General features: G+C 67.1%; 16 protein-coding genes and 1 pseudogene. 9 read left to right on the plus strand and 8 right to left on the minus strand.

The genetic code is table 11. From position 1 onward, the window contains the following. A partial coding sequence (locus NA10_RS24160) for a hypothetical protein (protein ID WP_157556711.1) occupies positions 1 to 1222 on the minus strand: 1222 nt, incomplete at its 3' end. After that, the gene (locus NA10_RS24165; protein WP_067571805.1) at positions 1219 to 1548 is read right to left on the minus strand and encodes a type VII secretion target; all 330 of its coding nucleotides are present in this window, start codon (positions 1546 to 1548) and stop codon (positions 1219 to 1221) included. The genes NA10_RS24165 and NA10_RS24160, both read right to left, overlap by 4 nt. A gap of 176 nt (positions 1549 to 1724) precedes the next feature. Between NA10_RS24165 and NA10_RS24170 the strand changes: the two genes are divergently transcribed. The 4 genes from NA10_RS24170 to NA10_RS24185 all read left to right on the plus strand — a co-directional run bounded on the left by NA10_RS24170 (position 1725) and on the right by NA10_RS24185 (position 6889). Further along, the gene (locus tag NA10_RS24170) at positions 1725 to 2714 is read left to right on the plus strand and encodes an NAD-dependent epimerase/dehydratase family protein (RefSeq protein WP_067571806.1); all 990 of its coding nucleotides are present in this window, start codon (positions 1725 to 1727) and stop codon (positions 2712 to 2714) included. A gap of 31 nt (positions 2715 to 2745) precedes the next feature. Then, entirely contained in the window at positions 2746 to 3759 is a 1014-nt protein-coding gene (locus tag NA10_RS24175; protein WP_067571910.1) for an Rv2578c family radical SAM protein, read from the plus strand. Between the two features lie 131 nt (positions 3760 to 3890). Further along, entirely contained in the window at positions 3891 to 5810 is a 1920-nt protein-coding gene (locus NA10_RS24180) for a 2-oxoacid:acceptor oxidoreductase subunit alpha (protein ID WP_067571807.1), read from the plus strand. Then, a complete protein-coding gene (locus tag NA10_RS24185) occupies positions 5810 to 6889 on the plus strand; it encodes a 2-oxoacid:ferredoxin oxidoreductase subunit beta (protein ID WP_067571808.1) in 1080 nt (359 codons plus the stop codon). The genes NA10_RS24180 and NA10_RS24185 overlap by 1 nt, the downstream gene beginning before the upstream one ends. A 10-nt stretch (positions 6890 to 6899) precedes the next feature. On the opposite strand, the gene NA10_RS24190 is transcribed toward NA10_RS24185, so the two are convergent. Then, on the minus strand, positions 6900 to 7736 hold the full coding sequence (locus NA10_RS24190) for a hypothetical protein (RefSeq protein WP_067571809.1): 837 nt from the start codon (positions 7734 to 7736) through the stop codon (positions 6900 to 6902). Between the two features lie 112 nt (positions 7737 to 7848). On the opposite strand from NA10_RS24190, the pseudogene NA10_RS39555 reads away from it, so the two are divergent. Next, positions 7849 to 8145, plus strand: a pseudogene (locus tag NA10_RS39555) (MFS transporter); the annotation flags it as partial. 243 nt (positions 8146 to 8388) lie between these two features. Here the strand turns inward: NA10_RS39555 and ypfJ are convergent. After that, a complete protein-coding gene (gene ypfJ / locus NA10_RS24200) occupies positions 8389 to 9306 on the minus strand; it encodes a KPN_02809 family neutral zinc metallopeptidase (RefSeq protein ID WP_067571811.1) in 918 nt (305 codons plus the stop codon). Between the two features lie 119 nt (positions 9307 to 9425). On the opposite strand from ypfJ, the gene aspS reads away from it, so the two are divergent. Then, positions 9426 to 11216, plus strand: coding sequence for an aspartate--tRNA ligase (gene aspS / locus NA10_RS24205; protein ID WP_067571813.1), 1791 nt, complete (start codon positions 9426 to 9428; stop codon positions 11214 to 11216). A gap of 70 nt (positions 11217 to 11286) precedes the next feature. On the opposite strand, the gene NA10_RS39240 is transcribed toward aspS, so the two are convergent. After that, positions 11287 to 12519, minus strand: a complete 1233-nt coding sequence (locus NA10_RS39240) for a hypothetical protein (protein WP_157556713.1) — start codon at positions 12517 to 12519, stop codon at positions 11287 to 11289. 195 nt (positions 12520 to 12714) lie between these two features. Here NA10_RS39240 and NA10_RS24215 point away from each other — a divergent pair, with 195 nt between their 5' ends. Then, positions 12715 to 13884, plus strand: coding sequence for a phosphotransferase family protein (locus NA10_RS24215; RefSeq protein WP_067571815.1), 1170 nt, complete (start codon positions 12715 to 12717; stop codon positions 13882 to 13884). 75 nt (positions 13885 to 13959) lie between these two features. Here NA10_RS24215 and NA10_RS39560 read toward each other — a convergent pair whose 3' ends face one another. Next, positions 13960 to 14418, minus strand: a complete 459-nt coding sequence (locus tag NA10_RS39560; protein WP_373862410.1) for a PhoD-like phosphatase N-terminal domain-containing protein — start codon at positions 14416 to 14418, stop codon at positions 13960 to 13962. A 225-nt stretch (positions 14419 to 14643) separates the two neighbouring features. Here NA10_RS39560 and NA10_RS24225 point away from each other — a divergent pair, with 225 nt between their 5' ends. Further along, positions 14644 to 15993: a replication-associated recombination protein A gene (locus NA10_RS24225; RefSeq protein ID WP_084515197.1), complete on the plus strand. Its 1350-nt coding sequence runs from the start codon at positions 14644 to 14646 to the stop codon at positions 15991 to 15993. Between the two features lie 15 nt (positions 15994 to 16008). Here the strand turns inward: NA10_RS24225 and NA10_RS24230 are convergent, their stop codons facing one another. Further along, a complete protein-coding gene (locus NA10_RS24230) occupies positions 16009 to 16785 on the minus strand; it encodes a VOC family protein (RefSeq protein WP_067571821.1) in 777 nt (258 codons plus the stop codon). Positions 16786 to 16967: 182 nt separating this feature from the next. Here NA10_RS24230 and NA10_RS24235 point away from each other — a divergent pair, with 182 nt between their 5' ends. Continuing rightward, the gene (locus NA10_RS24235; RefSeq protein WP_067571823.1) at positions 16968 to 18170 is read left to right on the plus strand and encodes a cytochrome P450; all 1203 of its coding nucleotides are present in this window, start codon (positions 16968 to 16970) and stop codon (positions 18168 to 18170) included. A gap of 12 nt (positions 18171 to 18182) precedes the next feature. Here NA10_RS24235 and NA10_RS24240 read toward each other — a convergent pair whose 3' ends face one another. Beyond that, complete coding sequence (locus NA10_RS24240; protein ID WP_067571824.1) at positions 18183 to 18842, minus strand: CatB-related O-acetyltransferase; 660 nt, start codon at positions 18840 to 18842, stop codon at positions 18183 to 18185. Positions 18843 to 18895: the final 53 nt, after the last annotated feature.

The following is an 18895-nucleotide window of genomic DNA, read 5'->3' on the forward strand; positions in this document are numbered from 1 at the left end:
CACCGCCGCCGCCCGCGCCACCGCCGAGACCAGCGGCCCTGGTGTCCAGGTCCGTGGGGGAGCCGGGGTGGTCGAGGCCGCCGGGAGTGGCGGCGGACGGGTTCATCGCGCCCTCGAGCAGGGACTTCGCCTGTTCGAGGATGGGTTGGCCGACGTTCTGGGCCAGGGATTGAGCTATCTCGGCGGGGTTGACGCCGCCGCCGTTCCGGCCCGCGAGTTGGGCTATGACGGCATTGAGCTGGGCCGTGTAGCCGGAGAGTTCGCCGCGGGTCAGATTGACGACCGTGATCGCCGAGCCGAGATGCTCTGTGGCGGAGGCGATCAGGGCCGTTTGGCCCGGCGGAGTCAGCGCGACCGGGGCCAGCATGGTGGCCTGGGCGGCGAAGGACTGGGCGATGGCGGTGAGCTCGATATTGCCACGCTGCACCACCGCCGCCGCCTGTTCGGTGAGCGTGGAGAGATCGAAACCGCGCTGGGAGGTCTCCTCGCCGTGGTTCCGCGCCTGCTGACCCGCCGATTGCGCCGTGGTCGACGCCTGGCCCTGCCAGAGCTGTTCGACGGTTTTCGCAGCGCCACTGCCGATTTGGACCGCACTCTCGATGTACTTCGAGCCCTGACTCAACAGGGTGGCGGGATTCAGCGAGCCGAGTACGCCGGTGCCGAAGCTGTTGATCAAATCCAGAAAGGGCTTGAACAGCGCGTCGATACCCGGGATCGCGGGGACCGGCAGGCCCTTCATGAGATCGCCGACCGGATCGGCGGGCAGCGGCGGCAGCACCGGATTGCCGACGGCCCGGTTGAAGGCCGCCTGGGCGGCATTCAACGCGGCGGGGACATTGTTCAAGGCCGCCTGCGCGGTGCCGACCACACCCTGCGCATCGCTCAGCACCTGCTGCGCGCCGGACAGCACACCGTGCGCGGAGTCCAGCGCGGGGGAGATGGCACCGTCCAGCACCGAGGCGGCATGCGTATCACCGCTGCCCCCGGGCAAGTGCGGCATACCGCCGGACAGCGGTGTGCCCTCCTGCTCGAATTCCTTGCGGGACAAGGCGAATGCGGGCGGTTCGACCTCCGGGACATCGGCGGGGAACTGCCCGAGTGGCAGCGCCGGAAGCCCCCCGGGCACGGCGTGCAGGGCGTCGGCACCGGGGGAGGTCGGCGCCTCCGCGCCACCGGGAGCCGGAGGCACCAGCCCGATCACCCCGGAATCGATCGGCCTCATGCCTGCTCCCCGATCCGGCTCGCCGCACTTCCCAGCCCGCTGGCGAAAGCGTCGTCGGTCGAGTCGTAGGCGGCGGCGGAGCCGAAGGCGGCCTGGCCGATATGGGAGAACCGCGCGGAGAGCGCGGTGATGTCCCTGTCGTGGAGTAGTTCGGCGACGGCGAAGCTGGCCAGGAAATCCGCGCCGATGAGTCCGAAGACCGGTGTCATGGCCGCGACATGCCCGACCGTATCGAGTCCGCCGGTGGCGGCGATATCGGCGGCGACGCCGTGCTGTGTGGTCGCGAAGCCGCGGACCGCGTCCGTATCGACCGAGAGATCAGCCATCAGAGCCCCCCAAACGTCGTGACTGCGTCGAGTTGAAAAGACATGCGAGTGCGAATATATCCCACTGAGCGTCCAGCCCGGCGTGGCGCACACCTCGACGCCGCAGGTCGGGGTCGTTTCGGAGCCGCCGCCGGGCCGTTGTTGCAAATTAGAACAAGTTCTATATTCTTCATCACATGAAGGTCGCAGTCACCGGCGCCGCCGGGTTCCTTGGCACCAATTTGCTTCGCCTGCTTACGGATCGCGGTCACGAGGTGACTGCCATCGATCGCGTCCGGCCCACCACCGACACCCCCGGTGTCACCTGGGTCAGCGGCGACGTGCTGGATCCCGCCTCGATGCGCAAGACCCTGGACGGTGCGGAGGTCGTCTACCACCTGGTCGCGCTCATCACCCTCGCGCACAAGAACGATCTGGCCTGGCGGGTCAATACCGAGGGCGTGCGCGTCGTCGCCGAGGCCGCCCTGGAAGTCGGCGCGCGCCGCATGGTGCACACCAGCTCGATCCACGCGTTCAACCAGTACACCTGTGGCGGCATCATCAATGAGCGCGCGCCGCGCTCCATCGATCCGGGCCTGCCGGTGTACGACCGCTCCAAGTTCCAGGGCGAGATCGAACTGCGCAAGGTCATCGACAAGGGCCTGGACGCGGTGGTCTGTAATCCGACCGGCGTGTACGGACCCGTCGACCACTCCGATTCCCGCATCAACAAGACCCTCTGGGATGCCGCGCGCGGACGCGTCCCGGTCATGATCAGCGGCGGCTTCGACCTGGTCGACGTGCGCGATGTGGCCAATGGCCTGGTGCTCGCGGGCGAGCGCGGTAAGACCGGGGAGAACTATCTGCTCGGCGGTCACTTCACCAATATGTTCGACGCCACCCGCTTGGCGGCCGAGGTGAACGGAAAGATGAAGCCCGCCTTCGCGATTCCCGCCAAGGTGATCAACTCGCTCATGCCGGTGATGGAACCCGTCGCCAAGGTGCTGGGCAGCGACCGCATCTCCAAGGCCGCCATGGGCGCGCTGCTGTCGGCCCCGGTGGTGGAGCATGGCAAGGCCACCGCCGAAATCGGGTACCGGCCGCGCCCGGCCGAGGAGACCATTCGCGACCTCGTGGCCTTCTACAACGGTCAGCATTTCAAGGTCGTCACGCAGAAGATCGCTTGACACCAGGTAGAACAAATGTTCGACTTGAGTGGTGCGGTGGCAAAGCCAGACCCTCGAGGCCGATGACGGCGCGCTGCCCGGGTTGGAGCGCGCCGGATTCGTTCGGAGCGTACAGACTCCGGAGTTCGAAGGCATCACCTTCCACGAAGTGCTCTGCAAATCGGCGCTGAACAAGGTCAATGGTGATGGCCTGCCGTTCAATTGGACCATCAACCCCATGCGCGGCTGTTCGCACGCCTGCACCTACTGCTTCGCCCGCAGCACCCACGAGTACTTGGATCTGGACGCGGGCGAGGACTTCGACAATCAGATCGTGGTCAAGACCAATATCGCCGCGGTGCTGCGCCGGGAGCTGCACAGGCGCTCCTGGCATCGGGAAACCGTTGCGCTGGGGTCGAATACGGATCCTTATCAGCGCGCCGAGGGCCGCTATCGGCTCATGCCGGGCATCATCGGCGCGCTGACCGAATCGGGGACCGGATTCTCCGTCCTCACCAAAGGCACGCTCCTGCGCCGGGATCTGCCGCTGCTGACCCAGGCCGCGCGGCAGGTGCCGGTGCATCTGGCCGTCTCCATCGCCATCATGGACCCCGAACTGCACGCCGGACTCGAATCGGGCACCCCCTCACCGCGGGCGCGCCTGGAGCTGGTGCGCGCGCTGGCCGATGCCGGTTTCGCGGTGAATGTCATGGTGGCGCCGATCATTCCGTGCCTCACCGATACCCGCGCGCATCTCGATGAACTCCTCGGGGCGATCGCCGAGGCGGGTGCGGCGAGCGTGGTCGCCTTCCCGATGCATCTGCGCGGCAGCACCCGCGGCTGGTTCCTCAACTGGCTCGCCGAACAGCACCCGGCGCTACTGCGCCGATACCGACAGTTGTATGGTCGCGGGGCCTCGGTGACACCGGAGTACTCCGCGTGGCTACGCGGCCGCATCGAGCCGCTACTCGAGAAGCATGGATTGAACCGCGAACGGCAGGCCGAACCCGAGGTGCGCGCCGCCGTATCGCGGACGCCCGACCCGCAGCTGGCCCTGTTCGCCTGACACCAGTCGCGAATCTCTGCCCGTTTCACCGATCTTTGCCTGTTTCACCGCTCACTTCGCACGAGTGTCGCGAATATAGCGGAGTAGTTTGGCGTTGGTACCTCTCACGGACGAGGAAGTGATGTAGGCGCATGGGAAACAGCGGTGCCCCAGAGAAGTTGGAAAAGGTCGTAATTCGGTTCGCTGGCGACTCCGGTGACGGTATGCAGCTCACCGGTGATCGATTCACCCACGAGGCAGCCGCATTCGGCAATGACCTCGCCACTCAGCCCAACTTTCCCGCCGAGATCCGCGCGCCCCAGGGCACGCTGCCCGGTGTGTCCTCCTTCCAGATCCAGATCGCGGACTACGACATCCTCACCGCCGGTGACCAGCCCGATGTGCTGGTGGCGATGAATCCCGCTGCGCTGAAGGCGAATCTGGAGGATCTGGCGCGCGGGGCCACCTTGATCATCAATACGGACGAATTCACCAAACGGAATCTCGCCAAGGTGGGATACTCCGCCGATCCGCTCACCGATGACAGTTTGACCGATTTCGTGGTGCACAAGGTGTCCATGACGTCATTGACGCTCGCCGCGACCGAACCGACCGGTGTGGGCAAAAAGGACGGGCAGCGCGCGAAGAATATGTTCGCGCTGGGATTGCTGTCCTGGATGTACGGGCGACCGCTCGGCGGCACCGAGGAGTTCATGCGGGAGAAATTCGCGGCCACACCCGATGTGGCCGAAGCGAATATCCTCGCATTTCGGGCAGGCTGGAATTATGGCGAAACCACCGAATCCTTCGCCACCACCTACGAGGTCGCTCCCGCGACGCTGCCTGCCGGAACCTACCGGCAGATCACCGGGAACACCGCGCTCGCCTACGGCATCGTCACCGCCGGACAGCTCGCCGGACTGCCGGTCTTCCTGGGGACCTATCCGATCACCCCGGCCTCGGACATCCTGCACGAGTTGAGCAAGCATAAGAACTTCGGTGTGACCACCTTCCAGGCCGAGGACGAAATCGCCGGAATCGGTGCGGCACTGGGTGCTTCGCTCGGGGGAGCACTGGGGGTCACCAGCACGTCCGGGCCCGGACTCGCGCTCGAGAGCGAGACCATCGGCCTGGCCGTCATGACCGAACTGCCGCTGCTCATCATCGATGTGCAGCGCGGTGGGCCCTCGACCGGCCTGCCCACCAAGACCGAGCAATCCGATCTGTTGCAGGCGCTGTACGGACGCAATGGCGAATCGCCGGTGGCCGTGCTGGCTCCGCGCTCACCCGCGGACTGTTTCGAGACCGCGGTGGAGGCCGCGCGCATCGCGCTGGTCTACCGCACCCCGGTACTGCTGCTCTCGGACGGGGCCATCGCCAATGGCTCGGAGCCGTGGTCGATTCCGGACGTCGCCGAGCTGCCGCGCATCGATCCGGCCTTCGAACCCGGCGGCGACGCGAGCGACGGATTCGAGCCGTACGCCCGCGATCCGGAGACGCTGGCGCGCCCGCTCGCGGTGCCCGGCACGGTCGGCCGCGCGCATCGCATCGGCGGTCTCGAAAAGGCCGACGGCAGCGGCAATATCTCCTACGAACCCGCCAATCATGAACTCATGGTGCGACTTCGGCAGGCCAAGATCGACGGCATCACCGTGCCCGACCTCGAGGTCGAGGATCCGGACGGTCGCGCCGAACTGCTGCTCATCGGATGGGGCAGCTCCTACGGGCCGATCGGCGAGGCCTGCCGGCGGGCCCGGCGGCGCGGGGTTCCGGTGGCGCAGGCGCATCTGCGGCATCTGAATCCGTTCCCCGCCAACCTCGGTGACGTGCTGCGCCGCTACCGCACCGTCGTCGCGCCCGAGATGAACGGCGGCCAGCTCGCCATGCTGCTGCGCGCCCGCTACCTGGTCGACGTCCAGCCCTGGACCAAGATCGCGGGTCTGGCGTTCTCGGCCCAGGAACTCGTCGGCGTCATCGACGCGGCGCTGGACGGTTCCATCACCGAGATGGAACAGGCCAAGGCTTTCGCCGCCCGCGCCCGGGCGACCTATCGCACACCAGGGGGTAAGTGATGACCATCCTCGAAAACCCTTTCGTCGGCGCAGATCTCGGCCTGACCGGGCTGTCCGGCGTACCCCGCGCCGGCGGTCCGCAGAAGGCCAAGGACTACACCTCCGATCAGGAGGTGCGCTGGTGCCCCGGTTGCGGTGACTACGTCATCCTGGCGACCGTGCGCGGCTTCCTCGCCGATCTGGGGCTCGAGCGCGAGAATCTCATGTTCGTCTCCGGCATCGGCTGCTCGAGCCGATTCCCGTATTACCTGGAGGCGTACGGGATCCACTCGATCCACGGGCGCGCACCGGCCATCGCGACCGGGCTGGCGGTGACGCGGCCCGATCTGTCGGTATGGGTGGTGACCGGTGACGGCGATGCGCTCTCCATCGGCGGCAACCATCTGATCCACGCGCTGCGGCGCAATGTGAATATGACGATCCTGCTGTTCAACAACCGGATCTACGGGCTCACCAAGGGCCAGTACTCGCCGACCTCGGAGACCGGGAAGGTCACCAAATCCACGCCCATGGGCTCGATCGACCATCCGTTCAACACCCTGTCGGTGGCCATCGGGGCCGAAGCCGCCTTCGCCGCACGGGCTTTGGACTCCGACCGCGCCGGACTCAATGAGGTGCTGCGCGCCGCCGCCGAACATCGTGGCACCTCCTTCGTGGAGATCCTGCAGGACTGCCCGATCTTCAATGACGGGTCATTCGACATGCTGCGCAAGGAGAATGCCGAATCGCATCTGATCCGCCTGCGGCACGGAAAGCCCGTCCGATTCGGGGCCGAGAACGAATTCGCCGTGGTACGAAGCGGTTTCGGACTGCGGGTGGTGCGCGCCGAGACGGTCGACGAGGCCGAGATCGTGGTGCACGACGCGTACACCGACAATCCCGAGTACGCCTACGCGCTCTCGCGGCTCTCGGATCAGGACCTGTCGCACGTGGTGACCGGTGTCTTCCGCAGCGTCACGCGACCGACCTACGACGACGGCGTGCGCAATCAGCTGGAGACGGCCCTCGAACGGAAACCGGTGGGCGAGAACTCGCTCCAGCAGTTGCTCACCGGACGCGAGACCTGGACGGTCGGCTGAATTTCGCGTCTCAGGAGGCGATGAAGGCGTTCAGCAGGCGCTGATACAGATCGGCGAAGCGCTTGCGGGACGCCTTCTGCTCGTCGGTGAGACCCTCGGTGAACTCGGGGGCGTACACGATCAGGTGCACATCCTGATCGGGTGACTTCGGCATGAAGTCGATGATCATATTGCCCTGGTCGGAGACCGTGGGAGAACCCATATCCGACAGGGCCAGCGCGCGCACCTCGGTCGCGGCCGCCGCGAGCACATCGGCCGGGACCGTGCCGATGAGTTCCCTACCGTCCTGTCGCTTCACCGCGCGGCCATCGGACTGAATCTCCAGTGCCGGAAGGATATTCGGCGTCGACACCCAGGCGTTCGGCATGGTCGTCAGCGTGAAGAGCGTGGTCACCGGGATCGGTGCCTGCGGGGCGGACGACGCGGGATCCGAAGTCGGCGAGGGGATTACCGGAACCGCAGGAGGAGCCTCGACGACGGGCACGGTGGTGACCGGAACCGGGGGTGTGGGCGGAATCGTGGTCACCGGAACCGATTGGGCTGGCGGCACCGTGGTGACAGTCGGTGGTGCGGTGGTGACAGTCGGCGGTGCCGGGGTGGTCTCCGGCGCGGAGGCCGGCGCGGGCGAAATCGGTGCCGGGGGAGCGGGTTCCGCCGCGGGAACGGTCGCCGCCGGTGGCGCGGCGGTTGGTGCGACGGAACCCGTGGTGGGCGGCGGGGGCGCGCCCGGATCATCCGCGCTCGCGAAACCGACCGCGCCGGTGAACAATCCGGCGATCACCGCCGCGATCGCGGCCTTGCGCAGTACCGCGCCGCCGAATCGCCCTGTCGCACCGCGTCCGCGCATCGAGTTCCTCCGAGTTCCCCACGGGCGTCTGCCCTCCGCCGGTGATTCTGCCGTGTGCGCGCCCCGGAGTCACCTTTCGGGCGCCCTCTGTCCACGCCGGGGTGCGGCGGAAATGGTGAAGATCTGGGCCACCTCGACGTCCCTGGCCGCCGCCATCGGACCCGTCGTCGGCGGTGCGCTGGTGAAACTGTCCTGGCAGTGGGTGTTTCTGGTGAATGTGCCGGTCGGCGTGATCGCCCTGATCGGTGCGGTGTACCTGGTGCCCGAATCCAAAGACGCTGCGGCCGGACGGATTCCGGACCCGGTGGGCGCACTGGTGCTGGTGCTCGGGCTCGGCGCACTGGCTTCGGCATTGGTGAAGGGCCAGGAGTGGGGATGGTCCGACTGGTCGACCCTCCTCGCCTTCGCCACCGCCGCGATCGGCTTCGCCCTGGTGATCGTGCGGGTACTGACCCAGAGCGCGCCGATCGTGGATCCGGCGCTGCCGAAGGTCCGCACCTTCTTCTGGTCGAATATCACCGCGCTGCTGTTCCGCACCGCCTTCGGCGCGGTGCTTCACTCGGAGCTGGTGGGCCATCGCCGCGGTGGCACTGCTCAGCGCCCTGACCGCTCTCGGTATCACCGCACGTCGTGCGGGTGCCTGAGTCCAGTCCTATTTCAGGCCGGGCGGATTGCCCAGATCGCGCGCGTTGAAGGTGTCGCACATCTTGACCTGACCGGTCTTGTACCCGGACAGGAACCACTTCTGCCGCTCCTCCGACGAACCGTGGGTCCACGCTTCGGGATTCACCCGGCCCGTGGACGCCTTCTGAATGCGGTCGTCACCGACGGCGGAGGCGGCGGAGAGGCCGTCATTGATGTCGTTGGTGGTCAACGGTTTCAGGAACGGGGTGTTCGAACCAGGTGCGGGGAGCTTGTCCGCGTAGTACGCCCACACGCCCGCGTAGCAGTCGGCCTGGAGTTCGGTGCGCACCGCACCGGACTCCGGACCCTGCGGATCACGCTGTGCGCGATTGATATCGCCGAGCAGATTCTGGATGTGGTGCCCGAACTCGTGCGCCACCACGTACTCCTGCGCGAGCGGTCCGCCGCTGGCGCCGAAGCGATCCTTCAATTCCTGGAAGAAGCTGGTGTCGAAGTACGCGGTCTGATCGGCGGGGCAGTAGAACGGTCCGACCGCCGAGGAGGCGCGCCCGCAGCCGGTGTTCACCTGACCGGAGAAGAGCGTCACCTTCGGATCGGTGTACTTGCGATTGGCCTGCTTGGGCAGTTCGGTGCTCCACACCGAATCCAGGCTCTGCACCGTCAGCACCACTCGACAGTCGACATATTTATTGGCGTCGGCACCGGTCTTGCAGTGGTCCGGGGCGGTGGTGCCGCCCTGCTGTCCGCTGCCCTCTCCGGTGAACTGTCCCAGCACACTGCCCGGGTCGCCACCCAGCAGCAATGTCGCGATGAGGGCGATGATGCCGAGCGCACCGCCGCCGAGAACCAATCCGCCGCCCATGCCCGGTCCGCCACCGCCGGAAACCCGGTTCGGGTCGATCTGCAGGCCCTCGTTGAAGGTCATACGCACTAGCTTGGCACGGCCGCGTGGATATCGGTTTCCACTCGCGAAACGTGTCTCACTACGATGGGAGCGCACCCGGCGGACCCCGCGGTGTTTTCCAGCCCGTCGAAAGGATTCCCGTGCTGCGCACCCACTTGGCTGGTTCGCTGCGAAGCGAGCACGCCGGTCAGACCGTCACCCTCACCGGATGGGTGGCCCGGCGGCGAGACCACGGTGGCGTGATCTTCATCGATCTGCGTGATGCATCGGGCGTGTCGCAGGCCGTCTTCCGTGCGGGCGAGCCCGCCGAACAGGCCCATAAGCTGCGCAACGAGTTCTGTGTGAAGGTCACCGGTGTGGTCGAGAATCGGCCCGCGGGGAGCGAGAACCCGAATCTGCCGACCGGCGCCATCGAGGTGAACGTCACCGAACTCGAGGTGCTCAACGAGGCCGCGCCGCTGCCGTTCCAGCTCGATGACGAGCCCGGTGAAGAGGCCCGTCTGAAGTACCGCTACCTGGATCTGCGCCGCGAGGGCCCGGCCCATGCCATCCGGCTGCGGTCCAAGGTCAGCGCCGCGGCCCGCGAGGTGCTCGGCAGGCACGCGTTCGTCGAGGTCGAGACCCCGACCATGACGCGTTCTACCCCCGAGGGCGCCCGCGACTTCCTGGTGCCCGCGCGTTTGCAGCCCGGTAAGTTCTACGCGCTGCCGCAGTCCCCGCAGCTGTTCAAGCAGCTGCTCATGGTGGCGGGCATCGAGCGGTACTACCAGATCGCACGCTGCTACCGCGATGAGGATTTCCGCGCCGACCGTCAGCCCGAGTTCACCCAGCTCGATATCGAGATGAGCTTCGTGACGCAGGAGGATGTGATCCTGCTCGCCGAGGACATCCTCGTCGCGCTGTGGAAGCTCATCGGTCACGAGATCACCACCCCGATCCCGCATATGACCTACGCCGAGGCCATGCGCCGCTACGGCTCGGACAAGCCCGATCTGCGTTTCGGCATCGAGATCACCGAAATGGCGGAGTACTTCAAGGACACGCCGTTCCGGGTGTTCCAGGCTCCCTACGTCGGTGCGGTCGTCATGCCCGGCGGCGCGTCGCAGCCGCGGCGTCAGCTCGACGCCTGGCAGGAATGGGCCAAGCAGCGTGGCGCGAAGGGGCTGGCGTACATCCTGATTCAGCAGGACGGCACCCTCGGCGGACCCGTCGCCAAGAACCTCACCGATGCCGAGCGGGAGGGCCTGGCCAAGTATGTCGGCGCCAACCCGGGCGACTGCGTGTTCTTCGCCGCCGGTGAGGCCAAGCCGCAGCGTGCGCTGCTCGGTGCGGCACGCGGTGAGATCGCCCGCAAGTGCGACCTCATCGACGAGAACGAATGGGCCTTCGTCTGGATCGTGGACGCCCCCATGTTCGAACCCGCCGCCGACGCCACCGCCAGTGGCGATGTGGCGCTGGGTCATTCGGCCTGGACCGCGGTGCATCACGCCTTCACCTCGCCCAAGCCCGAGCACCTGGACACCTTCGACACCGATCCGGGTTCGGCGCTGGCCTACGCCTACGACATCGTCTGCAATGGCAATGAGATCGGCGGCGGCTCCATCCGTATCCACCGCCGCGATGTGCAGGAGCGCGTCTTCAAGGTGATGGGCATTTCGGAAGACGAGGCGCAGGACAAGTTCGGCTTCCTGCTCGACGCCTTCTCCTACGGCGCACCGCCCATGGGCGGCATCGCTTTCGGCTGGGACCGCATCACCGCGCTGCTGGCCGGCGTCGACTCCATCCGCGAGGTCATCGCCTTCCCGAAGTCCGGCGGCGGCGTCGATCCGCTCACCGATGCCCCGACCCCCATCACCCCCATCCAGCGTCGCGACGCGGGCCTGGATGTGAAGCTGGACGAGAACGGCAATCCGATCAAGGCCGAGAAGTAGGTCGCGAACAACAGTGCGCCCGTTGCCGATCACCTCGGCAATGGGCGTTTTGTCTTGTGTGCCCGCTTATTTAGAACTGCACGACAAGACGGCCGGTGAGGAAGCGGTAGGCGTAGGTGACCGCGATGGCGCTCACCGGGCCCGCGATCAGCAGGCCGATACCGCAGCAGAGCGCGCCCACGAAGGTGATGACCACGACCGTCAGGGCCAGCAGGGCGATTTGGAGGGCATTGGCGATCACCAGCTGGGCGCTGGCCTTGATCGCGGCGACCGGACTCATCTCCTGATCGATGACGAAGTGCAGCGAGAACATGCACAGGATGCCGACGATCACCGCGGGGAAGAAGCACAGCGCGGAGGCGATCAGACAGGCGAGGAAGACGATCAGGGCGGTGAGCAGGACGCTGCCCGCGTTCACGAAGCCGAAGAAGGCGGGGAAATCCGGTGGGGTGCCGTCGGTTTCGTAGAGGGCGCCGCGGATCATGGCGGCCTGGAGCAGCCAGACGATGAGGGCGGCCACGGCGAACATCAGCAGAACGCCCGAAAGAGACTGGACGTTCACGATATTCACCAGCAGGGTGACCACCAACCAGGCGATCAGCCCGATGAGCACCATGCCGACCCACGGAATCGGATTGGCGCGGAAACGATCCCAGCCGTAGGAGACGGCATGGCCGACATCGAGGCGTTCATAGGCCGCCACCTGGGTATCGACGGCACCGGGCGGCGGATTGTTCGGAGCCCTGCCCGGCGGCATACCTCCCGGCGGGACATTGCCCGGCGGGACATTGCCGGGAGGCATATCGCCCGGCGCGGAACCCGGCGGAAAGCCTTGCGGGGAGCCAGGTTGGCCGTAGCCCTGGGGCGCACCCGGCTGCGGGTAGCCGCCCTGCGCGGGGTAACCGCCCTGTGGCGCACCCTGTTGCGAGGGGTAGCCGCCCTGCTGCGGCGCGTAACTCCCCTGCTGCGGCGCGTAACCGCCCGGCCCCGAACCGTATCCGCCCTGCTGGCCCGGATTTCCGCCCGGCGGCACCGGCGCGCCCGACTGCGGGTGCAGGCGCGGCGGCGGCTCCACGGCCTCACTGCCGTACTGCGCGGCCCCCGGCCCCTCGAACTGCGGGTAGCCCGCGTGGCCCGGCAACTCGTGCCGCCCGGGTCCGGGGCCGGTCTCGCTACCAGCGGAATGCGGTGGCGGTGCGGGGTTTTGGTGCTGTCCGGGGCGGGCGGTGGCGCGCGATCCGCCGTCGTCGCCGGGTGTGTCGCCGGAGGGATCATTCGGTGCGGAGGGCGGCGTGCCGGTCATGGTCGCGAGCCTTTCACATTTCCCGGTTCACGGTGTGGCGCACAGCAGTTGAACATGAGACAACTCGAACGCCCCGGTTGTGTCAAGCAACCAGCGCCGTGCGGGCAAACCCTCCACCCAGACACGCCGGACGACGCGCGAAAGGTTGCGCAACCGCTCGCTGAAAGTGACCTGGTGCGAGTAACTTGGGACGAGATGACCGCACTATTGGCCGAACGCGCCGCCGAAGTCGTGTCCGCGGCACAGCAGTTGCTCACAAAGCGAATGGGTGCTCCGGTAAAGCTGAGTGATCCTATGGAACTCAGCGGCAGTGGTAGGACGACGGTGCTACGCGTACGTGTTGCGGAGAACGCGTTTTCACTTCCTCGCACACTCATAGTGAAGCAGGTACGCGGCGCCGCGCAGGAACGACGCACCGGGGGCATGGCACCCGGTGTGGCAAGCATCGACTCCGCATTTCTGCGGGAGGCGGTGTCCTACCAATTCACCACCGCGCTGGGGCGCGATCACCGACCGGGCGCGTACCTGCTTGCGTACAGCCTTCCCGATCGGCTGCTCATTCTCAGCGACCTCGGTGAGAACACGTCACTCACCGCGGTGCTACAGGCGGGAGTCGAACCCGCCGGGCGTAATTCCCTCATGGCCTTCGCGCAGGCCCTGGGCCGAATGCACGCCGCCACCGTCGGCCGCGAGGCCGATTTCGTGGCCCTGCTACGCCGAGTCGACGTGGTCCATCGCGTCGACGGCATTGCCCAACAGGCCGAGACCGCCGTGTCCGAAGTGCCCGTCATGCTCCAGCGTGAACTCGGCATCGAGGTGCCGGGGGAGATCGCCGAACGCATCGTGCGCGGTAACCGGCTGTTCTCCGCGGGACGCTATCGCGCGTTCAGCCCCTCGGACCTGTGTCCCGACAATGTGATTCTGAATGAGGAGGGCGCGCGCTTCCTCGACTACGAGTGGGGCGGCTTCCGCGACGCGACGCTCGATATCGCGTACGCGCTGGTCTCCTTCCCGGGATGCCTCTGCGATTTCGAGCTCTCCCGCGAACGCGCCCGGCAGATGGTCGAGGCGTGGCGCTCGGAAGTGGTGGCGGTCTGGCCCGCCCTCGCCGATGACAATGTGCTCGCCGAGCGCATTCTCGAGGCGCGGCTCATCTGGGTCTGGCTCTCCACCTATTGGTTCCTGCCCGCCGATCACACCCGTATCGCCGCCGCCCGCGAACACGGACTCTCGATTCCGCGTTCGGCGGCGCTGATCAACCGCTGGGCCGCCCTCGCCGAGGACGCCCGCTGCACCGGTGACGACTCACTGGGTGATTTCGCCGAGCATGTGTCGGCGACGCTCGAGGAGCACTGGGAAGAGTAGGGATTTCCGCACGAGAAAGGCCGGGGCGCAATCGAACCCCGGCCTTTCTCATGCCCGCGTGACCATCGCCGCCGGTCAGACCATGGGGGTCGGGCGCGGCTCGATGCGGCCGCCGCGCCGCACGCCGAAGGAACCGCCGTGGCGCACACCGGTATTCGGGTCCGCCACATCATCGAGGTAGAACCAGTCCATCTGCGCCTGCTCCGCGTCCACGTGCAGGACGCCGTAACCGTGCGAGTCCAGCTCCGCGTAGTGCAGATGGCGATTGATTCCGAGCAGGGCGGACTCGGCTGTCGCGGTCTGTGTTCCGGAGGCGGCGAGGGTTCCGAAGCTCTCATCGTCGGCAACCTCCCAGCGCACCGGCGTGGGCGCGCCGATCCCGGAGCCCGGTGTCGCGTCCGCGGACGGCGTCACCCGGGTCCAGATGATCACGCCGCCCGGCAGCGGATCGCCCGAGGCGACGCCGTGCCGGAACGCGTCCGACTCCGCCCGGGCGATACCCGGCCCCGAGCAGTGACACCGCGACGGCGGCACCACCGCTCTCGAGCGCGGAGCGGCGATCGAAGCGGGCGGACATGATCTCGGCGAGGGCGCACGCACCGATCGAATGCGAACCAGCATCCGCGAGGCAAATCTGGGCGGGTGAATAGTTCGTAAATCGCCGCGTGTCCCGGCCGGACAGCGCCCGCGCGTCGGGATCGGCCGCCGCCACACGCCGGTGGCGGCGAGTTTGTCGTGCCCGGGCGGTACGGTCGCGGGGTGAGTGACGGGTTGTTCGATGCACCGGGGACGGAGGACGTGGCCGACGAATTCGTGCCGAGTATCGCGCCGATGGGTGCGGGCTTCGCGCCCTTGGCCGTGCGCATGCGGCCGCGCAATCTCGACGAGGTGGTGGGACAGCAGCATCTGCTGGGCCCGGGATCCCCGCTGCGCCGACTGATCGAGGGGTCGGGTGCGGCCTCTGTCCTGCTCTACGGGCCGCCGGGCACCGGTAAGACCACCCTCGCCTCGCTCATCTCGCAGTCGACCGGGCGACGGTTCGAGGCGCTGTCCGCGCTCTCGGCCGGCGTCAAGGAGGTCCGCGGGGTCATCGAACTGGCCCGGCGGCGGCTCACCGCGGGGGAGCAGACGGTGCTCTTCATCGATGAGGTGCACCGGTTTTCGAAGACCCAGCAGGACGCGCTCCTGGCCGCGGTCGAGAACCGGATCGTGCTGCTGGTCGCCGCGACCACGGAGAATCCGTCGTTCTCGGTGGTGTCCCCGCTGCTCTCGCGATCCCTGGTATTACAGCTGACCTCGTTGTCGGAGGCCGATATTCGCCTGGTGCTGACCCGGGCCATCGAGGATCCGCGCGGGCTGGCGGGGGAGTACACCGTCACCGATGAGGCCCTGGATCACATTGTGCGCATCGCCGGTGGTGATGCCCGGCGTTCGCTCACCGCGCTGGAAGCCTCCGCCGAATCATCGCTCGACGGTACGGTCGGCGTGGAGCTGGTCGAGGCCAGCGTCGATAAGGCCGCCGTGCGCTACGACCGCGCGGGCGATCAGCACTACGACGTGATCAGCGCCTTCATCAAATCCCTGCGCGGTTCGGATGTGGATGCGGCCCTGCACTATCTGGCGCGCATGATCAGCGCGGGCGAGGATCCCCGATTCATCGCCCGCCGCCTGATGATCCAGGCCAGCGAGGAGGTCGGCATGGCCGACCCGATGGCCCTGCAAACCGCCGTCGCCGCGGCGCAAGTCGTGCAATTGGTCGGTATGCCCGAGGCTCAGCTGGCCCTGACCCAGGCCACGATTCATATCGCCACCGCACCCAAATCCGGTTCGGTGGTCAAGGGTATCGGCGCGGCGATGGCCGATGTCCGCGCGGGCAAAGCGGGCGCGGTTCCGCCGCACCTGCGCGACGGGCACTACGCGGGTGCGGCCGGACTCGGCAACGCGCAGGGCTACAAATACCCCCACGATCACCCCGATGGTGTACTGGCACAGCAGTATCCGCCCGACGAACTCGTCGGCACGGACTACTACCGGCCCACCGACCACGGCTATGAACGCGAAGTCGGTCCCCGAGTCACCAAACTCCGCCGCATAGTCCGCGCCCGGTAGCGCGCTACCGGTGGCTCAGCCCGCCAGTCGGATCACCGAGAAGGAGGCGCCCTGCGGATCGGCCAGGACGGCGAAGCGGCCGATCGGGATATCGGTCGGCGGTACCGAGACGGTGCCGCCGAGTTCGGCGGCCTTGGCGACGGTGGCATCGGTATCGGCGACCGCGAAGTACGTCATCCAGTGCGGGGGCACGTCCGCGGGCCAGTTGTCGTCCATCTGCATCATGCCGGCGATGGAGTTCCCGCCGACCTTGAATTCGGTGTAGGTGGAGCTGCCGAATTCGGCGGTGGAGCTCTCCCAGCCGAAGACGTCGCCGTAGAAAGCCTTGGCGGCGTCGACATCCCGGGTTTGGAGTTCACTCCAGCAATAGGAGTTCGGATCATTGACTATGCCCGCGCCCTGGAAGGCATACGGCTGCCAGGCGGCGATGACCGCGCCCGCGGTATCGGCGAAAACGAGCATGCGGCCCTGTTCGGGCACATCCATCGGCTCCATGAAGAGGGTCCCGCCCGCGGCCTGCACGGCCTTGGCGGTGGCATCGGCATCGAGCACCTTGACGTAGGCGGTCCACGCCGGCGGCTGGCCCTCCATCATGATCGGCATGGCCGCGGCCACCTCGCTCCCCTCGGTACCGAGGGTGAACATGGTGTACCCGCCGTACTGCGGATCGGGTGAGACATTGGCCTGCCAGCCGAACAACTCACCGTAGAAGGCGGTCGAGGCGTTGACATCGGGGGTGGCGAGATCAACCCAGTTGGGGACTCCCGGATCATAAGAACTTCTGTGCGGCACAGCCGACTCCTCTCGGACGGGAAATACCGGCTCACGGCCCATGAGCCGATACCGCCGAGCCTAGAACTCCCCGCCCGAGATATCCGGCTATCGCCCGAAGTCGTGCTCCGACGTGCCTACCATCGAAATGGGGTAGGCATCCGAATGCCGGAGGTTGGGACTCCGATCGGAAGGAAGTCCGTATGACCACTCATGCCGAGGTTCGCCGCTATCCCTTCGGTGAGCCGATTCGTCTCGACGCGCATCCGCTCTTCGCGAAACTACAACGGGAGGAACCGATTTCGCGGATTCAGCTGCCCTACGGCGGGGAAGGGTGGCTGGTCACCCGGTTCGAGGACGTGCGGACCGTGCTGGCGGATGCCCGCTTCAGCCGCGCCGCGGTGGTCGACCGGGAGGATGTGCCGCGGGTAACGCCGGAACCGGCGCGCGGGAACTCACTGCTCAATACCGACGCACCCGAGCACACCCGCCTGCGCAAGCTGGTGGCCAAGGCGTTCACCGGACAGCGGGTGCGCGCCTTGCGACCGCATGTGCGCGAGATTGTCGATGGGCTGCTGGACGAGATGGCGCGCGGCGGCTCGCCCGCGGATGTGATTCCGGCGCTGGCACTTCCGCTGCCGGTCACCGTCATCTGCGAGATGCTCGGGATTCCGGCGCGGGATCAGCATCGGTTCCGGGAGTTCTCCGACATCGTCATGTCCACCACGGCCGCGACTCGCGAGCAGATCATCGCCGCGCGGGCGGGGCTGGAGCGCTATCTGGCCGAGCAGGTCGCCGAACGCCGGGAGCGACCGCGTGATGACCTGCTCGGCGCGCTGGTCGCCGCCCGCGATGACGGTGATCGCCTCAGCGAGGCCGAACTGGTGAGTCTGGGCGTCACGATTCTGATCGCGGGGCATGAGACCACCGCGAATCAGATCGCGAATTTCACCTTCGTACTGCTCTCGGAGCCGGGACGGTGGGAATTCCTGCGCGCGCATCCGGAGTCGGTGCCCGGTGCGGTGGAGGAACTGCTGCGCTATGTCCAATTGGGTTCCGGCGGAGGGTTTCCGCGCATCGCGACCGAGGACGTCGAACTCTCCGGCACCCGAATCCGCGCCGGGGACGCGGTGTTCGTCAATACCCAGGCGGCGAATCGCGATGAATCGGTCTTCGCCGCCGCCGACACCCTCGATCTGACCCGGGAACACAACCCGCACATGGCATTCGGGCACGGATTCCACCACTGCCTGGGCGCACAACTGGCCCGGATCGAATTACAGGTGGTGCTCCAGGCGCTGCCGGAGCGCTTTCCGAACCTGCGCCTGGCCGTGCCCGAGGCCGAAATCCCTTGGAAGCGAGGCATGCTCGTGCGCGGGCCGCAGGCGCTCCCGGTCAGCTGGTAGGCCCCGCGGGGCTCAGTCCCGGAGGAGACCGTTGTCGCGGGCGATGGCCTCGATCTCCTTCGGGGTGCCCGCCATGATGACCCGCACGTGTTCGGTGACCAGCTCGGTCGGCCAATCCCACCAGGCCGCCCGCAGCAGCGCGTCCACCTCCTCATCGGTGAAGCGCTGCTTGACCGGTTTGGCCGGATTCCCGCCGACGATCGTGTACGCCGGGACATCGGCGGTGACCACCGACCCGGAGGCGATGATCGCGCCGTCGCCGATTCGCACGCCCGGCATGATCAGCGAGTTGTAGCCGATCCACACGTCATTGCCGACGACGGTGTCGCCCTTGCTCGGGATCGAGGTGATGATGTCCATCGTCTCCTCGGCCCAGGTGCCGCCGAAGATGGTGAACGGAAATGTGGAGACGCCCGCGGTGGCGTGATTGGCGCCCGCCATGATGAATCGGGTCCCGGTCGCCAGCGCGCAGTACTTCCCGATGATCAACTTCTCCGGCCCGAAGGCGTAGAGCACATTCTCGGTCTCGAATCGGGTGGCATCGACCGGATCGTCGAAGTAGCTGTAATCGCCGACCTCGATATTCGCCGAGGTGATATGAGGTTTCAGAAAGACCGTCCGGTCCGTGTGCGCTAGCGGAAACGGCGTCGATGGGTCCGGGATCACACTCATCGAACCGATGCTAGTCAGCCCCCGGCGGTCGGCGGAAACCTGCTGGACCGGGA

It is taken from the genome of Nocardia acidivorans NBRC 108247 (genome assembly GCF_001625085.1).
Taxonomy (GTDB): Bacteria; Actinomycetota; Actinomycetes; order Mycobacteriales; family Mycobacteriaceae; genus Nocardia; species Nocardia acidivorans.